Consider the following 19,407-nt stretch of genomic DNA (forward strand, 5'->3'; position numbering starts at 1 on the left):
GCTGAATCCTTACTCCTACCGCTGCAGTGTGTTCTCGCGCCACAACCCGAAGGGGGCGTCGACCGGTTCGGCTCTGGCTGCCCGACTGCGGTCCGCGAGGGCCTGGCGTATCAGCTCCAGGCTGCGGGTGACCGAGCCGATCTCGTCGTGGTTCACCGGGTGCAGCACGGTACGGCGGTCACCGCCCGCGAGCTTCTCGATGAGCGCGGCGACCGCTCGCAGCGGCCGGATCACCACGACGTGCAGCCAGCCCAGGCAGGCCGCACCGAAGGCGAGAGCCAGGATTCCGACGAGCATCGTGCGCTGCTGGGCCTGTGTCGCCGGGAGCCGGAGCGCCGCCGCGGGCTCCGCGGTCACCACGCGCCAGCCGAGGTGGGCCGTCGGGCCGTTCTGCGCCAGCGGCGCGGCGGCGTCGACCGAGGGGCCGGTGGACGTGGAGAGCACCCTCGAGGTGGCGGTGCCCGCGGTGCCGGGGGCACTCTGGGCGGCGCGGGCGAGGCGGGTCAGGCCGGCCTCGGGCAGGTCCTGGAAGGCGCGGTAGCCCTCGCTCGCCGCCAGCACCTTGCAGTCGGCGTCTGTCACCCAGACGGTGCCCAGCTGGGGCCTGGCGAGGGTGGAGTTGAGCGTGGTCACATCGATCTCGCCGAAGAGGACCACTCCGTCCGCCGCGCCCTGGCCTTTGACCGGCCGGACCTGCGCGTAGGAGGCGATAGCGGGTATCCGGCCCGAGGTGTTGACGGTGGTGACCCCGCCGCCGCGCGGCACGTGAACGAGGGTGCGCAGCGGGGTGTCCCCGACCCGCAGGGTGATGGCGCCGGAGCGGTCCAGGAGGTAGAGGGAACGGTACTGCCCGTGCTGGGACAGGGCGTGTCGCAGCTCCCCTCTCTGGGCGGCCCGGCTCTTGCCCGGCAGGCTCGCGGCCACGTCGTTCAGCTCGACGTACGACTGGTCGAGCGACTGCCGGACACGGTTCGCGGCGAGCTCGGCGCGCGCCTGCTGGTTGGCGATGACCGGCGCCGGAACCGAGCCCGCGTCCGCCCGGTTCAGCACGAAGATCATCGGCAGCGCCCAGCAGGCCACCAGCACCAGACTGAACGCGGCCAGCGCCCGGTAGCCGGGTCCGCGGCCGGCCGGGAACTCCTGCGGGCCGCTCTCCCCCAGCAGTTGCCGGCGCAGCGACTCCAGCGCCCTTCCGATCCGGGCGAGTTCTCCGATGCCGTGAACCGGGACGGGCCGGCCCAGCTCGGCCTTTTCGGCCGAACCGTCCTCCGTCGCGCCGCGGGCCAGGCGGCCGGCGGACAGGTACAGCCGCAACAGCGGTCGCTGCACGAGGAAGTTCAGCGCCAGCCCGAGCAGCGCCGCGATGACGGCGAGTGCGGCGGCGGCCTCGATCGCGATGCCCGAGTAGTCGGTGGCGGCGATCGTGGCGGGCACGGCCCGGGAGGTGAGCACCACCAGGCCGAGGTCGTCGGTGTCACCCGGCCCGGTCGCCGAGGCGACCTGGGCCCAGCCCGCCACCGTGGGCCGGGAACTCGTGGCCGCCCCCACCAGGCTTCCGGAAGCGTCGGTGTCGCGCCCCGACGCGCTCACCGCGCGGGACGCCGAGGCGGGCAGAGCGCTGTCGGCCGGGGTCGGTGAAGTCGCGCCGCGGGACGTGGTGACGAGCGCCTTGCCATGGGCGTTCAGCACCTTGGCGATGCGCCCGTCGCCGAACGTCGTGACGGTGGGGAGCGCCTCGGAGACCACCAGCAGCCACTGCCGCTGGGCCCCGGTCGGGACCTGGTTCTGATCCTGGTCGGCGTCCACCTGCTGGGCGGGCAGCGTGATCCTGGCGAAGTACAGCAGCCGCGTCGCGTCCGAGGTCACCAGCCGGGGCGCGATCGTTCCCTGCTCCGACGCCTTCCTGGCGGCCTCCGCCTCGGCCAGCGCCACCGGAGCGCCACCGGACGCCAGCAGTTTGCCGGTGTGCGCGTCGAGGAGAGCACTGCCGAGATCCGCCGTGCCGGCGGCGGTCAGCGCCTTGAGCGTGGCGGTAGGTGTCGACGCGCTCGTCGCCGGGTAGGCGTCAGCCGTACGACGTACGGTGCTCGCCTCGGCATCGATCGCGGTACGCACCGACAGCGCGGTGTCCGAAGCGATCTGCTGCTCCGAGTTGAGCACAGCCGCCGGCACACGGTCGGAGTGGACGGCACCGAGGCCGCCGACGGTCACGGCGGCGACCAGGAGCAGCAACACCAGGAGCAGGACGATCGGCGGGCGAACACCGCCCAGCAGCGGCATGTCGGCGCGGCGGCGGACTCGGTGTCGGCGCGGCACCCGGGACTCGGTGGGCAGGACAGCGATCCTCTCTCGACGGGCGCCTAACGCAAAAGTTCGATAGGTCGAACTGTCACTCTAATGTCCCGCGCCGAGGATCCGTCGACACAAGCACGCGAGTGAATCGAGGATCTCCTCGACGCCGCACCCCAGGCGATCAAGTCGATTTCTCGTGCAACTGTTCGCCTGGGCCGGGATGGCCCTGAAAAGGCCTCCACAGGGTGATGCGGACGGCGTAACGGGTGCGGCACTATCGGGCAAACCGGACATCGTCAACAGCACCGAACGGCGGGGTCGCTGGCGGACCGTCGGCCCGGCGGGGCTCGACGATCAGCCCGTACGAGCGACCGGACGCACCGGCGACTCCCCTCGCGGACCGAATCGGCCGGGATCCCCAACTCCTTGCGTCAGCCCAGCCCTGGGCAACATGACAGCACCGTTTCGCGCGCACGAGATGTCACACGAAGGGCGGCCCCAGGCGACGGGCCCGCCATGGGAGCGCTCGGTCAGCGGACGAAGGAAATCTCCGGGTACTTCGTGCTGGGCCCGTCGAGCAGGGTGTTGTGCTTCTTGAGAAGTTCCTGGTCGAAGAACGCGGCGAGGTACGTGCGCTGGATCGCGATCGCGCGGTTCGGGTCGATCGTTCCGTACTGCTGCTGGAGCTGGCTCTGGGAGAGCCCGAGCAGACCTGCCTCCTGGTGCACCATCCACTCGTTGTCGCTGAACGACAGGTGCGCCGCGCCGTGGAGCTGGATGTCGACCCGGTAGCCCTTGAGGTGCGACCACATGGTGCGCCACGAGCCGTCGGTGTTCCGGTTGTGGGTACCGGAACTGAACAGCATGAAGGGACGGTTCAGGTCCTTGCTCTGCGCCGTGCCGAAGAACTGTCCGTCCAGGTTGGCACCGGCTGCGATGCGCTTGTCGAGCTGCATGGAGGTGGCGACGGCCCCGCCGCCCAGCGACCAGCCGAACATGCCGATACGGGACATGTCCACATGCTTCGTCAGTCCGGCGGGGAGGGTGGCGTGACCGTAGTCGGGGTTGCCGCCGGTGCTGAGCGTGTTCAGCTTGTCGATGACGAACTTCATGTCGGCCGCGCGCACCTTGAGCGTGTCCGAGGAGTGTGAGCCCGCCGGCATGGCGTTGTGCTCGACCCGGTTCGCCGGGAACTGCACCTCGTTGGCGTCGTGGGTGTGATCGACGGTGACGACGAGGTAGCCACGGCTGGCGAGGTCCTGCACGAGCGCGGTGCCCATCGCGCGGTCCGAGTGCAGCCCGGACGAGTACAGCAGGACGGGCAGCTTGCCGAGCGAGGTGTCCACCGGGGCGAGGACGTGGCCCGCGGTCGGGGGCAGCGTCACCTTCTGCGGCGACAGGCCGCGCGAGGCGAGGAAGGAGGCACCGGACAGCGAGGGCATCCACGGGGCCTGGTAGTGCCCGGAGGGCGAGTTGGTCGGGTAGAAGAGCGACACCATCAGCTCGCGCTTCCGGCCCGGAACGTACGGGTCCGTACGCGAGTTGTCGACCAGGTGCAGTCCTACCATGCCCACGCTGTGGCGCCCGGTCGGCGCGGGAATGGTGAGCTTGAGCGGCGACGTGCCCGCGGTCCTGGGCGAGACGGTCGCGCTCAGGGGCGTCCTGTAGTGGCCCGTCTTCTCGTCGTTCTCGGGCGCCCAGGGAGCCGTCGCGTCGGGCGTGGCCGTGCTGAGCGTGGGCCCGCCGTGCGGTGCCCCGGCGGCCATCGCCGGCGTCATCCCGGCGCCCAGGGCGACTGCGATCGCACTGGCCGTGCTGACCGCTCTGGCGATCACTTGCTGACGACGACGCGGGCGGCGGTGCCTCATGGAACCCCTCGTGGGTCACTGATCGCGGAACAAGCGATCGACTGCCGCACACCGTACCGTCGTTGCGGAACAGACCTATCAGCACACCGTGCCATCAGGCTCGCCCTGCTCCACCACAACGGCCGCACGAAGGTGTCATACCCGCCCAGAAAGGATCATCCGACAGATGCGCGGCCGAGCAAGCCACTCCTCGCCTGCCTCCACCTCGTCCACGCCCTTGCGGAGCCTCGTCCCGCGCGACTGCCCGGATACCGCCCCGACCCAAATCCGGGCCTCAGGACCGGAGGACCTTCCTGCGGGCTGCCAGGCGGGCCCTGACCTCACGGTAGACGCGGACTCGCAACCGAGTTCGCGTGGCGAGGATCTCGGGAAACGGAATCGAGGGAGGCCGCCTGCCGGGGTGCGGTGAGTGGCGGGTGGCCGGGGCCAGGGGTGAAGCTGGAGGTGGCCGCCAGGCGCCGGGAGAAGCCCGGTGGACGCGCCTTCGGGCCCGTACACAGGGGTCGGGGGCGCGGTCGGATGACTTGAAGCCCGGGATCGGGGAACCGGAGGTGGTGCCCTGATCCACAAGGGAGGCCGGCCGTCCAGATGCCCGGCTTTCTCACCGGAAGAAGGACCATGATGGCGCACGAAGAGGACGACGGGCGCACCGGCGGCGACGGCGTCACACGCCGCCGTCCGCTGCGCGAGCGGCACGTGGAGGAGACGGTCCAGGTCGCGGTGCCGGTCCGTACGGCCTACAACCAGTGGACGCAGTTCAAGACGTTCCCACGTTTCTCAGCCGTGGTGCGCGACGTCGAGCAGCTCAGGCCCGCCGTCACCGCGTGGACCATCGGCTACGGCCCTGTGCGCCTCCGTTTCCCGGTCGAAATCGTGGAACAGGACCCCGACGCCTACCTGGCTTGGCGCGGCTTGGAGCAGCATCCCACCCATGAGGGCGAGGTCGAGTTCCAGCCCACGGAGTCCGGGGGCACCGCGATCACCATCCGGATGCTCCTGCGGCCGCACGGCGCCATGAAGGTCCTCACCCGTTCCCCCAGGGTCACGGAGCTGGCCGCTCGACTGGTGCGCGGAGAACTTGTCAGCTTCAAGCACTTCATCGAAGGGCTCGGCCAGGAGGGCGGCGCATGGCGCGGCACCATCCGCAACGGCCGTGTCCAGCACGACACCCCGGAACCACCCAGGAGCCGTGTCGCCCAGTGGCCCGTCGGCTGACCTGCCCGCCCGACACGGCAAGAGAAAGGCCAAGCGATGCAGAACCCGCCCGGTAAGGAGCCGGAGAGCTCCCTCTCCGTGACACCGCCGAAGAAGTGGGCGGCCGGGGTCCCCGCCGTCGTGCACGCGCTGGAGTACTCCCTGGAGCAGACCTCCCCGCGCAAGACCGGGGTCGACCTGCTCACCATGAACCAGGTGGGCGGGATCGACTGCCCCGGCTGCGCGTGGGCGGACCCCGCCCCGGGCCGGCGCCACCGCAACGAGTATTGCGAGAACGGCGCCAAGCACATCAACGACGAGGCCACCACGCGCCGGATCACCGCCGACTTCTTCCGCGAGCACAGCGTGTCGGACCTGGCCGCCCGTTCCGACATGTGGCTCAACCAGCAGGGCCGGCTCACCGAGCCGATGATCAAACGGCCCGGATCGGACCACTACGAGCCCATCGGCTGGAACGATGCCCTGGGCGTCCTCGCGCAGGAACTCAAAGGCTTGGACTCGCCCGACGAGGCGGTCTTCTACACCTCCGGCCGGGCCAGCAACGAAGCCGCCTTCGTCTTCCAGCTCTTCGCCCGCGCCCTGGGCACCAACAACCTGCCCGACTGCAGCAACATGTGCCACGAGTCCAGTGGCTTCGCCCTGAGCGAGACCCTCGGCGTCGGCAAGGGCACCGTGAGCCTGGACGACCTCCACCACGCGGACCTGATCTTCCTGGTGGGGCAGAACCCCGGCAGCAACCACCCGCGCCAGCTCTCCGCCCTGGAGGAGGCCAAGCGCAACGGTGGCCGCATCGTGGCGGTCAACCCGCTGCCGGAAGCGGGGTTGCGGCGCTTCAAGAACCCGCAGAAGCCGCGCGGGGTCGTGGGGCGGGGCACTCAGATCGCCGACCGCTTCCTGCACATCAAGCCCGGCGGGGACCTCGCCCTGTTCCAGGCACTGAACCGGCTGGTGCTGGAGGCGGAGGACGCGCGCCCCGGCACCGTCCTGGACCACGACTTCATCGACGCCCACACCTCCGGCTTCGAGGAGTTCGCCCGGCACGCCCGCACCGTCGACTGGGACGACGTGCGCGCGGCGACGGGACTGACCCGCCAGGAGATCGAGAAGGTCCGCGACGAGGTCCTCGCCAGCGAACGCGTCGTCGTGTGCTGGGCGATGGGCATCACCCAGCACAAGCACGGCGTGCCCACCATCCGGGAGATCGTCAACTTCCTGATGCTGCGCGGCAACCTGGGACGTGCCGGCACAGGCGTCTGCCCGGTGCGCGGCCACAGCAACGTCCAGGGCGACCGCACCATGGGCATCTGGGAGCAGATGCCGGACAGCTTCCTGGACGCCCTGCGAGAGGAGTTCGGCTTCGACCCGCCGCGCCCGCACGGCCTGGACTCGGTGAACTCGATCAAGGCGATGCTGGAGGGCCGCGTCAAGGTCTTCCTCGCCCTGGCCGGGAACTTCGTGCGCGCAGCGCCCGACAGCGAGGTCACCGAGAAGGCGATGCGTACGTGCCGGCTGACCGCCCACATCTCCACCAAGCTCAACCGCTCGCACACCGTCTGCGGCGACACCGCCCTGATCCTGCCGACGCTGGGGCGCACCGAGCGTGACGTCCAGGCCGACGGCGAGCAGTTCGTCACCGTCGAGGACTCCATGAGCGAGGTGCACACCTCCCGGGGACGGATCGAACCGGCCTCGCGCATGCTGCTCAGCGAGGTCGCCATTCTGTGCCGGCTCGCCCGGCTCAGCGTCGACGGCACGGGGGACATCCCCTGGGCGAAGTTCGAGGGCGACTACAACACCATCCGCGACAGCATCTCCCGGATCGTGCCGGGCTTCCACGACTTCAACGCCCGGGTGACCCGCCCGGGAGGCTTCCATCTACCCAACCCGGTCAACGAGGGCGTGTTCCGGACCGAGACCGGCAAGGCCCGCTTCACCTGTAACGAGCCGGTAGTCCCCCTGGCCCCCGAGGGACACCTGCTGCTGCAGACCCTGCGCTCGCACGACCAGTGGAACACCGTCCCGTACACCAACAACGACCGCTACCGCGGCATCTACGGCAGCCGTCACGTCGTCCTGGTCAACCCGGCCGACCTGTCTGCGCTCGGCCTCGCCCAGGGCAACCGGGTGGACCTGGTGAGCGTCTGGGAGGACGGCACCGAGCGCCGGGCCGAGAACTTCGAGGTCGTGTCCTACCCGGCGGCCAAGGGGTCGGCCGCCGCCTACTACCCGGAGACGAACGTCCTGGTGCCGCTCGACAGCGTTGCCGACACGAGCAACCAGCCCACCTCCAAGGGCATCGTCGTCCGCCTGGAACCCACGGGCGACCGGTCCCAGCCGGCACCCCTCTGACCGGGACCGGGACCGGGGCCAGCGAGGTCGTGCCCCAACGGGGCCCGCGTGGCTCGGCATCTGGTTGACCCGGCGTCACCGGGTCGCCGTCGTAGCTACTTGCTGCTACCCCGCTCTGGCAACAGCCTGACCGGAGAGAGAGCGCGCCCGTCTCGATCCGGCGGATGCCCCGGCCGCGGGCGGCAAGGCCGTCGCTGACCACGGCGACGATCTCGTCGATCTAGGCCGGATTCTCCGTGGCTACATCGAGGTCCTGGCAGAGGCGGTCTACCAGGCCATGGGTCACGGCCGACGCCTGAACCTCGTCACCGAGCACGGCGCCGACCTGGACGCGGCGGCGATGCGGCGGGCGCGGGAGACGGAGATCGGGCCGGGGGACGAGGCGGAGTCCGCCGCGTCGCTGCTGGACGACGGCCGAGCCCTTCCCCCGGCGCCGACCGGCCGACCGGCCCGGCGACGGGGGCCGCGGGGGTGCCCTGGAGTGGCCGGGACGCGTGAGGCGTCGCAGCCTGGATACGCGGTGCGCACGGACACCCCACCCCGTCCGGAAGACCCTCCTTGCCATGACCAGCGAAAAGCCGCTCGACCCGCACTCGAAGATCACCCTCCGGGTCAACGGCAAACCCCATACCCTGCTCGTCGACCACCGGCGGGTCCTGCTGGACCTGCTCCGCGAGGACCTGAGCCTCACCGGGTCCAAGAAGGGCTGCGACCACGGCCAGTGCGGCGCCTGCACCGTCCTGGTGGACGGGCGCCGCGTCAACGGCTGTCTGCTGCTCGCCGTCACCCTCGACGGCAGCGAGGTCACCACCATCGAGGGCCTCGGCGGCGACGGCGAGGAACCGCACCCCCTCCAGCGGGCTTTCCTGGAACGCGACGCCTTCCAGTGCGGCTACTGCACGCCCGGGCAGATCTGCTCCGCCGTGGGCATGATCGCCGAGGCCGCTGCCGGTCACCCGTCCCACGTCACCGACCCGGCGGAGCCCTCCGGCCGGCCCGTGCCGCTGGACGGGACAGAGATCCGCGAGCGGCTCAGCGGCAACCTGTGCCGGTGCGGCGCCTATCCGCGCATCGTCGAGGCGGTGGAGGACGTGATCGGGTGAAAGGCTTCGGATACCTCAGGCCCACCGGCGTCGAGGAGGCCGTCGAGGCCTACGCGGCCCACCCTGGCGCCCACTACCTCGCCGGCGGCACCAACCTCGTCGACCTCATGAAACTCGGCGTGGAGACCCCTGGCGTCCTCATCGACGTCGGCCGGCTGCCGCTGGACTCGGTCGAGGAACTGCCGGACGGCGCGCTGCGCGTAGGCGCCACCGTCCCCAACAGCGATCTCGCCGCCCACCCGCTGGTCCGCGACCGCTACCCGGTGCTGTCCCAGGCGCTCCTCGCGGGCGCCTCCGGACAGCTCCGCAACGCCGCCACGACCGGCGGCAACCTGCTCCAGCGCACCCGCTGCCCCTACTTCCAGGACCTCGACAAACCCTGCAACAAGCGGCAGCCGGGCAGCGGCTGTGGTGCCCGCGACGGCGTGCACCGCGATCACGCCGTGCTGGGCCACTCCCCGCACTGCATCGCCACCCACCCCTCCGACATGGCCGTCGCCCTGGCGGCCCTCGACGCCCGGGTCGAGCTGTACGGCGCCGAGGGCGGGCGCAGCATCCCGGTGGCCGACTTCCACCGGCTGCCCGGGGTCCGTCCGGAGCGGGACACCGAGATCCGCCCCGGTGAGCTGATCACCGGCGTCCTGCTGCCGGCCGCCCGGGCCGGTGTGCCCTGCGCCTACCGCAAGGCCCGCGACCGAGCCTCGTACGCCTTCGCCCTGGCCTCCGTGGCCGTCGTCCTGCGGGTCGCGGACGGCGTCGTGGACCAGGTGGGGCTCGCCTTCGGCGGCCTCGCCCCCCGGCCCTGGCGAGCCCACCACGCGGAGACGGCGCTGCTGGGCGCGGCGGCGACCCCCGAGGCCTTCGAGGGCGCCGTGGCCCTGGAACTGGACCACGCCGAGCCGTTGCGCGACAACGCCTACAAGGTGCCCCTCGCCCGCAACCTCGCCCTGGACGTCCTGAACCGCCTCGCCCCCGCACCCGCGACGGCCTGACTTCTTCCGGACCCGCCCGACCCCAGGAGAACCGATGGCGAACGACCCACTGGAGCACGGCGGCCCGCTGCCCGGGTCCGGTCTGCCGCACGACGATCCGATGGCCGCCACCGGACCGGCCCGGGACGATCCGCGGGCCGGCGCCGCTCTGCCGCACGACGACCTCCTCACCCGCGCCGCCTCCGCCGCCTCGGGTGAATCCGGCGAGGGCCGGCAGCCCCCTACCGGCGCCCTGGAGCAGGACCCCCACCCCACCCCGCGCCCCGGCACCGCCCTCGGGGCGCCCGCCGGGCGGCGGGAAGGGCGGGAGAAGGTCACCGGTACCGCCCGTTACGCCGCCGAGTACCCGGTGCCCGGCCGCGTCCACGCCTGGCCCGTGCCGGCGGCCGTGGCCCGGGGCCGGGTCACCGGCGTGGACACCTCGGCCGCGCTCGCGCTGCCCGGCGTCCTCGCCGTGCTGACCCCCGGCGACGCCCCGCGCCTCGGCGAGACGGACGACGCCACCCTCGCCGTCCTGCAGAACCGCCACGTGCCGCACCGGGGCTGGTGCGTCGCCCTGGCTGTCGCCGAGACCCTGGAGGCGGCCCGCGCCGCCGCCCGGGCCGTCCGCGTCGGCTACGCCACCGAGCACCACGACGTCGTACTGCGCCCCGACCACCCGGACGCCTACGAGCCCCAAGGGGGCGCTCGGCCGGGCCGCCTCGAACACGGCGACCCGTACGGCGCCTTCGCCGCCGCCGACGTCCGCCTGGACACCGAGTACCGGGTGCCGCCCCTGCACAACCACCCCATGGAACCGCACGCGAGCACCGCGCACTGGGACGGCGACCGGCTGACCGTGTACACCTCCAGCCAGGGCAGCACGACCGTCCAGTCCGTGCTCGCCGGTCTCTTCGACCTGCCCGAGGAGCACGTCACCGTGGTGGCCGAGCACGTCGGCGGCGGCTTCGGCTCCAAGGGCACCCCGCGCCCCGACGTCGTCCTCGCCGCCATGGCCGCACGGCACACCGGCCGGCCGGTCACGGTGGCCTACCCCCGCCGGTACATGCCCACCGTCGTCGGCCACCGGGCCCCCACCCTGCACCGGCTGCGCCTCGGCGCCACCGCCGACGGACACCTCACCGCGGTGCTGCACGAGGTCACCACGCACACCTCGCACGTCAGGGAATTCGTGGAGCAGGCCGCGGTGCCGTCCCGCGTCATGTACACCGCACAGCACCTGCTCAGCTCCCACCGGGTGGTGCCGCTGGACGTCCCCAGCCCGTCCTGGATGCGCGCCCCCGGCGAGGCCCCCGGCATGTACGCCCTGGAGTCGGCGGTCGACGAACTCGCCGGGGCCCTCGGTGTGGACCCCGTCGAGCTGCGGATCCGCAACGAGCCGGAGAGGGAACCCGGCAGCGGCAAGCCGTTCAGCAGCCGGCACCTCGCCGAGTGCCTGCGCGAGGGCGCCCGCCGCTTCGGCTGGGACCGGCGCGACCCGCGCCCGCGCTCCCGGACCGAAGGCCCCCTGCTCATCGGCACCGGAGTGGCCGCGGCGACCTACCCGGTCCTGATCCGGCCCTCAACCGCCACCGCCCAGGCCCTGCCCGACGGCACCTTCCTCATCAGGGTGAACGCGGCCGACATCGGCACCGGCGCGCGCACCGTCCTCGCCCAGGTCGCCGCCGACGCCCTCGGCACGTCCCTGGACCGGGTGCGCACCGAGGTGGGCCGCAGCGACCTGCCCCCGGCGTCGCTGGCCGGCGACTCCTCCGGCACCGCCTCATGGGGCTGGGCCGTGTACGAGGCGTGCGCCGCCCTGGCGGCCCGGCTCGCCGAGCATCCGGGTCCGCTGCCCGCCGAGGGTCTCCTGGTCCGTTCCGACACCGCCGGCCGGGCGGACGCCGACTCCCCGTACGCCCGGCACGCCTTCGGCGCCCACTTCGCCGAGGTCGCCGTCGACACCGTCACCGGCGAGGTACGGGCCCGCAGGATGCTCGGCGTCTTCGCCGCCGGGCGGATCCTCAACGCCCGCACCGCGCGCTCCCAGTTCGTCGGCGGCATGATCATGGGCCTGGGCATGGCCCTGACCGAGGGCAGCACCATGGACGGCCCGTTCGGCGACTTCACCGAGGCCGACCTCGCCTCCTACCACGTGCCCGCCCACGCCGACGTCCCCGGCATCGAGGCCGACTGGATCGAGGAGGACGACCCGCACCTCAACCCCATGGGCAGCAAGGGCATCGGCGAGATCGGCATCGTCGGGACCGCCGCCGCCCTCGGCAACGCCGTCCACCACGCCACCGGCATCCGGTTCCGCGAACTCCCCCTCACCCCGGACCGCGTCCTCACCGGCCTGCTGGCCGAACGGTGACGACCGCGACGAGGGACACCGGAAGGGGAACCGCCCGAGTGCCGGGACTGCTGTGGGAGCGAGGGCTACGACCCCGCGGAGGAACGCCTGCGGGAGTCTGTGCACCCTGGGCAACGGCTACTTGGGTGCGGCTCTTCCTCAGCGAGCAGGTGATGCCGTGCGCCGTTGCCGTGCGTGCGCGGACGGCGGATCGTCGTGTTCTGGAGGCGGCTATGGTGTCGTGGCTGGAGAAGCTCGACCGGCGGGAGGCTGCCGCGCGGGAGGAATTCGAGCCTGCTGTGTGGCCGCTCGTACACCTTGGCCTCGGCGTGTCTTCCGTACGCCCGTATCCGGCCGGCCCGATCGTTACGACGTAGGGAACAGACCGGGCCCCGGAGGCGAGGAGCCCTCGGCGCGGACGCCATGGGTGACCCGCAGGAACTCCAGCTTTTCCGCATCGGCGGAACCCGCGGCCACCGTGTAGACGACGAGTCGGATGTCGCAGCCTGGGACGGTGAGCACGTCGCAGTCGCAGATCACCTCACCCACCTGGGGGTGTACCACGGTCTTGCGGGCCGAGACGTGCGGGCCGACCGTGCCCTCGTCCCACAGACGGGCGAACTCCGCGCTGGTGAACCGCAGTTCCTCAACGAGGTCGGTCAGGCCCCGGTCCCGGGGGTAGTCGATGAGAGCTGTGCGCAGGTCGGCGACGAGGGCAGGTTTCAGGGCATCGTCGTCTTGGAGCACGGGCCAGGACGCGAGCCGGCTGGGCCCCGTGGCGAAGACCGCTCGTGCCAGGTTGCGCTCGTCGTGTGTCCGTGCGCTGGGGTCGCCCATCAGTACAGACCATGCGGGGGTCCAGTACAGCAAGGTCCAGTCGGCGCTGAACACGCCCACGGGGAACTCCCCGAGGCGGGCCAGCATCCGTTGGACCCCGGCCGGAACATGCGTGGAGACCGTTCCCTCCTGGGGAGGCAGGAGGCCGGCCAGCCGGAAGGCGTGATCGCGCTCCATGGGCTGCAGTTGCAGTGCCCTGACCAGGCTCGCGACGACCTGCGCCGATGGGCTTGTGGCGCGGCCCTGTTCCAGGCGGACCACGTAGTCGACCGACAGCCCGGCGAGTTCTGCCAGCTCCTCGCGTCGCAGCCCCACCGCGCGTCGTCCGGGCCGCAAGGTCAGTCCGACGTCGGCGGGCGAAAGGCGGTCACGCCAGCGGTGCAGTGCCGTGCCCAGGGTCTCGTCCACTCGGCCATTGTGTCTGCCGGACCGTCGTCGTGCCTGGTACTGGCTGTCCTACCGTCACGGAGAGCACTGGTTGTCCTCTCGGCACGGCCCGAGAGTGGACACATGACTACAACATTCATCACCGGAGCCAACAAGTCCCTCGGGTATGAGACCGCCCGCCGCTTGATCGAGGCCGGCCACACCGTCCTCATCGGTGCGCGTGATCCGGAGCGCGGCCGGGCGGCCGCCGAGGAACTCGGTGCCCGTTTCGTCCAGATCGATGTGGCAGATGACGCGTCGGTGGCTGCGGCCGCCGCCGATATCGAGGCTCGCGAGGGCGGCATCGACGTCCTGATCAACAACGCAGGCGTCTTCGGGACGCACAGCCCCGCCGACCAGATCACAGCCGCTGACGCCAGTGAGGTGTTCGAGGTCAATGTCGTCGGGATCATCCGGGTGACGCACGCGTTCCTGCCTCTGCTGCGCAAGTCCGCGAGCCCAGTCATCGTCAATGTGTCCAGCGGTATGGGATCGTTCGCGGCCACCCACGACGCAGAGCGCGTCGAGTCGAAGAACCTCGCGCCGCTCTACACGGCCTCGAAGGCGGCCGTGACCATGCTGACCACGCAGTACGCGAAGTCCTGGCCGGACGTGAAGGTGAACGCGGCCGACCCGGGCTACACCGCGACCGACTTCAACGGGCACAGCGGCCCGCAGACAGTGACCGAGGGGACCGACGCGATCGTCGAACTCGCCTCCATCGGGTCGGACGGACCGACGGGAACCTTCCGCGACCGTCACGGTGAGATGGCCTGGTGATCCACCCCTGACTTCGGGGCGTGCCCGGCTGGTCTTCGTGGATCGGCGCGCCGCACCCCTTGGCTCCCCGAGCGAACGGGCACGCTAGCGGCACGGATAGCCTCTGCTGCCATGACTGCTGTTGATCCAACTGACCCGCAGCGAGAGCACGAGATGGGGCGGGTCGCCCTCTGGCTCGCTCCCAGTGACCTCCGCAGGCTGGCAGAGCATTGTTGCTGCAGTCCAGAGACCTCGGATGAAGATCGTGATCGTTGCGGCCGTATCCGCTTTCGGGCCCGTGCCGCCCTGCACAAGCAGGGACTTACCGACTGAGAGTTCCGCCCGGCGATCAGTTTTGGCCTCGCTGCCTCATCCTTTTATCAGGTCAATCACAGGAAGCTGTCGACGCTGCTCGACCAGTCCGGCGCTTCGGCCGAGAGTCCGTCAGGATCTGGTGCCGACCGCCTTGTTCGCGCTCGTCGGTGTCAGCCGCTGATGTCAGATCTCGTCCATGCTCGCTGGGCCTACGCCGCATTTCCCGCTCTCGTCCACCACGTAGATGACGTCACGGGTGCCCACTGCGCCCTCCGCCTTACCGGGCTCGGGGTCGATGAACGGGCAGACCGACTCCACTCCGCGGACAACAACCTTGTACGTCACAGGCCACGCGCGTCCCTCGGTCCACCCAAAGTAGGCACCGCCGCCCTCGCCCGGCTTTCGGTCGGGATCTCCTACGACCACAAGGCCGAGCCTTCCGCACTGCGGACAACCGAACACGTGGGCATCCCAGGCCGACTCGTTGACCACTCGCACTGGCAGTCCTTCATCGTCGGAACTGCCGCACCCCGCAACGGAGACGGCAACGATGCCGAGCGCGACCAGCAACGAAATACGCGGTCGCTTCACTCTCCGGTGGACGCAGTGCTGGGACTGCCTGGTCTCGAAGGTTGCATGCCTGGACTCTTTCGCGATCATGATCAGGACTGGATCATCGCAGGTCACAGGGGCCATAGGCAATGACCCAAGACTGCCGCAAACCCTCTCGATGCGAACTATGGGCATGGTGGTCGCCGAGGTTTGGGGACGTCAGACGCTCGCTCGGGGCCGGCGACGGTCGGGCGCGGGTGCGGTGGTCGTACTTCGCTGCTGCACAGCGGGCCCCTAGCTAGTAGTGCTTCGTTAGGTCTTTCCATCGACCCTGATCAAGAGCATGTTGGGGTGTGTGGATGCGTATGAAGTGAGCCGGTTACGGGCGGCGTTGGCGATGTTCGTGGCGGATGTCTTTGCCTCGGTGCCGCGTAAAGACCAGAGGGCCAGAGGTGAGTCCTATTTGCGAGGCCTGATGCTGGACGGCCGGCGCAAGTCGATCCAGCCGATGGCCGAGCGGCTGCCGGACGGGAACATGCAGGCCCTGCAGCAGTTCGTGAACCAGTCGCCGTGGGATCCGCTGCCGGTCAGGCAGCGGATCGCCGAGCGGCTGTCCCAAGTTGTCCGGCCCGAGGTGTGGGTGGTCGACGACGTGTCGTTCCCCAAGTGCGGCAAGGCGTCGGTCGGGGTGGCCCGCCAGTACTGCGGAGCGGTCGGCAAACGGGCGAACTGCCAGGTCGCGGTCAGTGTCCATGCCGCCACCGACACCGCCTCGTGCCCGCTTCAGTGGCAGTTGTATCTGCCGCGGGAGTGGACGGACGAGCCGGACCGCTGCCGCAGGGCAGGAGTCCCCGACGGCGTGGTGCACCAGGAGAAGTGGCGTCTTGCGCTCGGCCTTCTGGACACCCTCGCCCGGTGGCAGTTGACGGCGCCGGTCGTGGTCGCCGATGCCGGCTACGGCGTCAGCACCCCGTTCCGGCTCGGGCTCGAGGAGCGGGGACTGTCCTATGTACTGGCTCTGAACGGGAAGGAAGTCGCTCATCCGGAGGATGTCGAGCCGCACCAGCCCGCTTATGGCGGGCTCGGGCCGCCCACCCTTCCCCGTTACCGCACCCCACCGCGAGCCGTCTCCGTCCTCGCGGCGGAGGCGGGTGCGGAGCAATTTACCGAGGTGACCTGGCGGCAGGGCAGCAAAGGCGCGATGACCTCACGGTTCGCGGTGCTGACCGTGCGGCCCGCGGGCAAGCAGTCCCTGGCCGCAGCTCAAGAAGTGGGCGGCGGCCGCAACCGGTGGGACGGCGTCCTGCCCGTCCAGACCCTCCTGGTCGAATGGCCAAACGGCCAGGACGCACCCACCAACTACTGGATATCGAACCTGCCCGCCGCCACACCGGCCGCCGACCTGGTGCGGTGGGCGAAGATGCGCTGGCGGATCGAACACGACTACCGGGAGCTCAAGCACGGCCTGGGACTCGACCACTTCGAAGGCCGCACCTGGCGCGGCTGGCACCACCACGTCACCCTCGTCACCGCCGCCCAAGCCTTCCTCACTCTCCGCAGGCTCGACCCAAAAGCCGAGGAAACGACCCGAGCCTCTACCAGACCCTGGACGCACTCCAAGACCTGCTGAGGTGCTGGACCGGCACCTGCACCACCTGCGGCCGCCCCCTCACCGCCAGCAGATCCAGACCACGAACCTAACGAAGCACTACTAGGGCCTGTCCGGCGGATCATGTGACTTCTCGCATTCCGGCTCGTCGGCATGTCCATGAGGCGGGGAGATCTCACGAACGAGGAATGGGTGCGGTTGCGGCCGCATCTGCCCAAGTCTGGGCAGCGCGGTGGGCGTTGGGCCAGGCACCCAGGATCATCAACGGGATCCTGTACCGGAACCGGACGGGGGTGCCCTGGCGGGATCTGCCTGTGCGGTTCGGGAAGTGGAAGACCGTGTACGAACGGCACAGACGCTGGTCGGCGGACGGCACGTGGGACAAGATCTTCGCGGCCGTCCTGGCCGACGCAGATGCCGAGAGCCGCATCGATTGGTCGATGGCATCCGTGGACTCCACCACCTGCCGGGCCCATCAGCACGCGGCTGGCGCACGCAAGAGGTCCCCTCGGATACCGGGAAAAGACGCACGCCCCGGCAGCACCGTCCCGGCGAAGGACTCGGGCGCTCCCGGGGCGGCTTCACCAGCAAGATCCACCTTGCCGGGGAGGGCGGCCGCCGCCCACTGGCCCTGCTGATCACTCCGGGCCAGTGGGGCGACGCCCCGCAGCTCATCCCCGTCATGGAACGCATCCGCGTTGGCCGCCTGGGCGGCGGACGCTCCCGCACCCGCCCGGACCACCTCGGCGGCGACAAGGCGTACTCCTCCCGCCTTAACCGCCGCTACCTGCGCAGACGGCAGATCAAGCACACCATCCCTGAGCCGAAGAACCAGCGAGCCAACCGCCAACGCCGCGGCAGCAAGGGCGGACGGCCTGCCAGCTTCGACACGACGATCTACAAGCGCAGGAACGAAGTGGAACGGACCATTTTGGCGCTCAAGAACTCCCGCGCCGTGGCCACCAGGTTCGATAAGCGCGCAATGTCTTCCACGGCACCGTCACCACCGCAGCAATCCGACTCTGGCTCCGAGCATGACGCGGGGACAGGGCCGAGGCGATTTCGCTTACTGATCTCGTCGGGCTCGCTGGTCGTAGGCCAGCACTGGCCTGTCCAACGTGCGGACCGGGCCGGATAGGCTCGCGGGATGCCGGACACCGCACTGCTCATCATCGACATGCAGAGTGCCTTGTTGAGCGAAGCTCATGACGTCGAGACTTGCCTGCGCAGGGTCGCCCACCTCACCGCGCAGGCTCGCTCCGCTGGCGTGCCGATCATCTACCTGCGACAACGGCTCCATGACCTGCCCGCCAGCCTGAGCGACGTCCATCCGGCGGTAGCACCCCGGCCGGGAGATACCGTGCTGGACAAGGACAGCGCGGACTCCTTCCTCGACACCGGCCTCGGTGATCTGCTAAACGAGCGAGCGGTGCGTCGTGTGATCGTCACTGGCTTCGCCACCGAGTACTGCGTCGACTCCACCAGCCGCAGCGTCCTTTCGCGTGGCTACGACCTCGTGCTGGTCTCCGACGGACACACCACACCGGCACGCCCGCCCGGCGCTGCGCCATCGGCCGCTCAGGTCATCGCCCACCACAACACGACCTTCTCAACCATCCAGTACGCCGGACGCTCCATCACGGTCACGTCGGCTGCGCACATCCGCTTTGATGCCGCGCCGGCGAGTTGAGCAACATGCCCGGATGAGCGGGCGGGATCGCCGTCCGCGACCTCCCGCCCCTACACGATCCGCCGGACAGGCCCTAGCTTCGGTGGTCGTCGGGGTCGTGAAACGGATCTTCGCCGGGCGGGGTTCGCGGGACGCCACCCGTGTCGCAGACCCGGCGGGCCACCTCACGGAGCTTGATGGTGGTCCCTTGCGAGTAGCGGGGCCAGTACGTCGAACGCTTGTTGTGCGGTGAGGTCGTTGCGGCCCATGAGGATGCCGATGGCCTCGCCGATGGCATGGCGGGTGCCAATGGCATGCTCCATCTGAGCATGGTTGCGGGCGCTCGCTGAAATCCGCCCATCTGCGGGGGCGTCTATCAGCCGCGGAGGTGCCCGGCGACGTACACGACCCCGCGGAGCGCCGCGAGCTGGAGTCAGACGGCTGCTCAGCCGATGGACCTGCGCAAACCCTGGGTGGGACCGTGAAAGCACCGGTCGGCCGATCGGCTCCAGCTACTGCTGAGCGAGTCCGGCCGGGTCGATGTAGACCGGGAAGGGGGCGTGGATTGCGGTAGTGGCTCCGGCAAGGGCGGTGACCGTCTCCACGTACTGGCCGCCCTGCAGTTCGCTGACGATCAGGCGCGGGGCAGGATCGAACTCCAGACGCCAGAAGTGCGGGATCGCCGCTTCGGCGTAGAGCAGGGGCTTGAACTTGCGGTCCATCGTCTTGTTGCCTGGGGAGACGAGTTCGACCACGAGCTGGACCGCGTCCGCGTCCACGCTGACGGTGTCCTCGGCAGTGGCGCCGGCATCGGTGACCGCCAGGTCGGGCACGACCAGACCGGACGGTAGGACCACGTTGATGGCTTCCAGGACCTCCACCGGCGCGCCGGCCGCGCGGGCTGCGGCGTCGAGGATGACGTGCAGCCGGAAGCTGGCCCGCTGGTGGCGGACTCCCGGAGCGGGCGACAGCACCAGAGACTCTTCCAGCAGCTCATAGCGGGTGGTTCGGTCCTCGGGCAGCGCCAGTACATCGGCAAGAGTCCATGGGCCGGTGTGGTCCGTGGCAACGCTCACCTGCTGCGCCTCC

14 protein-coding genes and 1 pseudogene are annotated in these 19,407 nt (G+C 70.4%); 9 read left to right on the forward strand and 6 right to left on the reverse strand.

The genetic code is table 11. The features are described from left to right. Positions 1–15: 15 nt before the first annotated feature. Both ACFRIC_RS40415 and ACFRIC_RS40420 read right to left on the reverse strand, forming a co-directional pair. Positions 16–2,316, reverse strand: a complete 2,301-nt coding sequence (locus tag ACFRIC_RS40415; protein ID WP_382796869.1) for a HAMP domain-containing protein — start codon at positions 2,314–2,316, stop codon at positions 16–18. A 506-nt stretch (positions 2,317–2,822) separates the two neighbouring features. Then, positions 2,823–4,127 carry an alpha/beta hydrolase family protein gene (locus tag ACFRIC_RS40420; protein ID WP_382796871.1) on the reverse strand — a complete coding sequence of 435 codons (1,305 nt, stop codon included), beginning with the start codon at positions 4,125–4,127 and terminating at the stop codon, positions 2,823–2,825. A gap of 651 nt (positions 4,128–4,778) precedes the next feature. Here ACFRIC_RS40420 and ACFRIC_RS40425 point away from each other — a divergent pair. The 5 genes from ACFRIC_RS40425 to ACFRIC_RS40445 all read left to right on the forward strand — a co-directional run bounded on the left by ACFRIC_RS40425 (position 4,779) and on the right by ACFRIC_RS40445 (position 12,172). Continuing rightward, on the forward strand, positions 4,779–5,375 hold the full coding sequence (locus ACFRIC_RS40425; RefSeq protein WP_382796872.1) for an SRPBCC family protein: 597 nt from the start codon (positions 4,779–4,781) through the stop codon (positions 5,373–5,375). 36 nt (positions 5,376–5,411) lie between these two features. After that, entirely contained in the window at positions 5,412–7,724 is a 2,313-nt protein-coding gene (locus tag ACFRIC_RS40430; protein WP_382796873.1) for an FdhF/YdeP family oxidoreductase, read from the forward strand. Between the two features lie 563 nt (positions 7,725–8,287). Further along, positions 8,288–8,827, forward strand: a complete 540-nt coding sequence (locus tag ACFRIC_RS40435; protein WP_355846153.1) for a 2Fe-2S iron-sulfur cluster-binding protein — start codon at positions 8,288–8,290, stop codon at positions 8,825–8,827. Continuing rightward, positions 8,824–9,819, forward strand: coding sequence for an FAD binding domain-containing protein (locus tag ACFRIC_RS40440; protein WP_382796875.1), 996 nt, complete (start codon positions 8,824–8,826; stop codon positions 9,817–9,819). The genes ACFRIC_RS40435 and ACFRIC_RS40440 overlap by 4 nt, the downstream gene beginning before the upstream one ends. Positions 9,820–9,853: 34 nt before the next feature. Continuing rightward, positions 9,854–12,172: a xanthine dehydrogenase family protein molybdopterin-binding subunit gene (locus ACFRIC_RS40445; protein WP_382796877.1), complete on the forward strand. Its 2,319-nt coding sequence runs from the start codon at positions 9,854–9,856 to the stop codon at positions 12,170–12,172. Between the two features lie 345 nt (positions 12,173–12,517). On the opposite strand, the gene ACFRIC_RS40450 is transcribed toward ACFRIC_RS40445, so the two are convergent. Continuing rightward, positions 12,518–13,396: a helix-turn-helix transcriptional regulator gene (locus tag ACFRIC_RS40450; RefSeq protein WP_382796878.1), complete on the reverse strand. Its 879-nt coding sequence runs from the start codon at positions 13,394–13,396 to the stop codon at positions 12,518–12,520. A 102-nt stretch (positions 13,397–13,498) separates the two neighbouring features. Here ACFRIC_RS40450 and ACFRIC_RS40455 point away from each other — a divergent pair, with 102 nt between their 5' ends. Beyond that, a complete protein-coding gene (locus ACFRIC_RS40455; RefSeq protein WP_382796880.1) occupies positions 13,499–14,194 on the forward strand; it encodes an SDR family NAD(P)-dependent oxidoreductase in 696 nt (231 codons plus the stop codon). A gap of 477 nt (positions 14,195–14,671) precedes the next feature. On the opposite strand, the gene ACFRIC_RS40460 is transcribed toward ACFRIC_RS40455, so the two are convergent. Continuing rightward, a complete protein-coding gene (locus ACFRIC_RS40460; RefSeq protein ID WP_382796881.1) occupies positions 14,672–15,148 on the reverse strand; it encodes a hypothetical protein in 477 nt (158 codons plus the stop codon). A gap of 247 nt (positions 15,149–15,395) precedes the next feature. On the opposite strand from ACFRIC_RS40460, the gene ACFRIC_RS40465 reads away from it, so the two are divergent. The 3 genes and pseudogenes from ACFRIC_RS40465 to ACFRIC_RS40475 all read left to right on the forward strand — a co-directional run bounded on the left by ACFRIC_RS40465 (position 15,396) and on the right by ACFRIC_RS40475 (position 18,339). Further along, positions 15,396–16,670, forward strand: coding sequence for an IS701 family transposase (locus ACFRIC_RS40465; protein WP_382796883.1), 1,275 nt, complete (start codon positions 15,396–15,398; stop codon positions 16,668–16,670). Between the two features lie 138 nt (positions 16,671–16,808). After that, positions 16,809–17,687: pseudogene (locus tag ACFRIC_RS40470) on the forward strand (IS5 family transposase). A gap of 109 nt (positions 17,688–17,796) precedes the next feature. Continuing rightward, positions 17,797–18,339, forward strand: a complete 543-nt coding sequence (locus tag ACFRIC_RS40475; RefSeq protein WP_382796885.1) for an isochorismatase family protein — start codon at positions 17,797–17,799, stop codon at positions 18,337–18,339. Between the two features lie 164 nt (positions 18,340–18,503). Here the strand turns inward: ACFRIC_RS40475 and ACFRIC_RS40480 are convergent, their stop codons facing one another. Together ACFRIC_RS40480 and ACFRIC_RS40485 are read right to left on the reverse strand one after the other, a co-directional pair. Further along, complete coding sequence (locus ACFRIC_RS40480) at positions 18,504–18,641, reverse strand: ANTAR domain-containing protein (RefSeq protein WP_382796887.1); 138 nt, start codon at positions 18,639–18,641, stop codon at positions 18,504–18,506. Positions 18,642–18,830: 189 nt separating this feature from the next. Beyond that, on the reverse strand, positions 18,831–19,394 hold the full coding sequence (locus ACFRIC_RS40485; protein ID WP_382796888.1) for a Uma2 family endonuclease: 564 nt from the start codon (positions 19,392–19,394) through the stop codon (positions 18,831–18,833). Positions 19,395–19,407 lie beyond the last annotated feature (13 nt).

Origin of the sequence: Streptomyces sp. NPDC056738, assembly GCF_042790435.1 — a bacterium.
Lineage (GTDB): Bacteria > Actinomycetota > Actinomycetes > Streptomycetales > Streptomycetaceae > Streptomyces.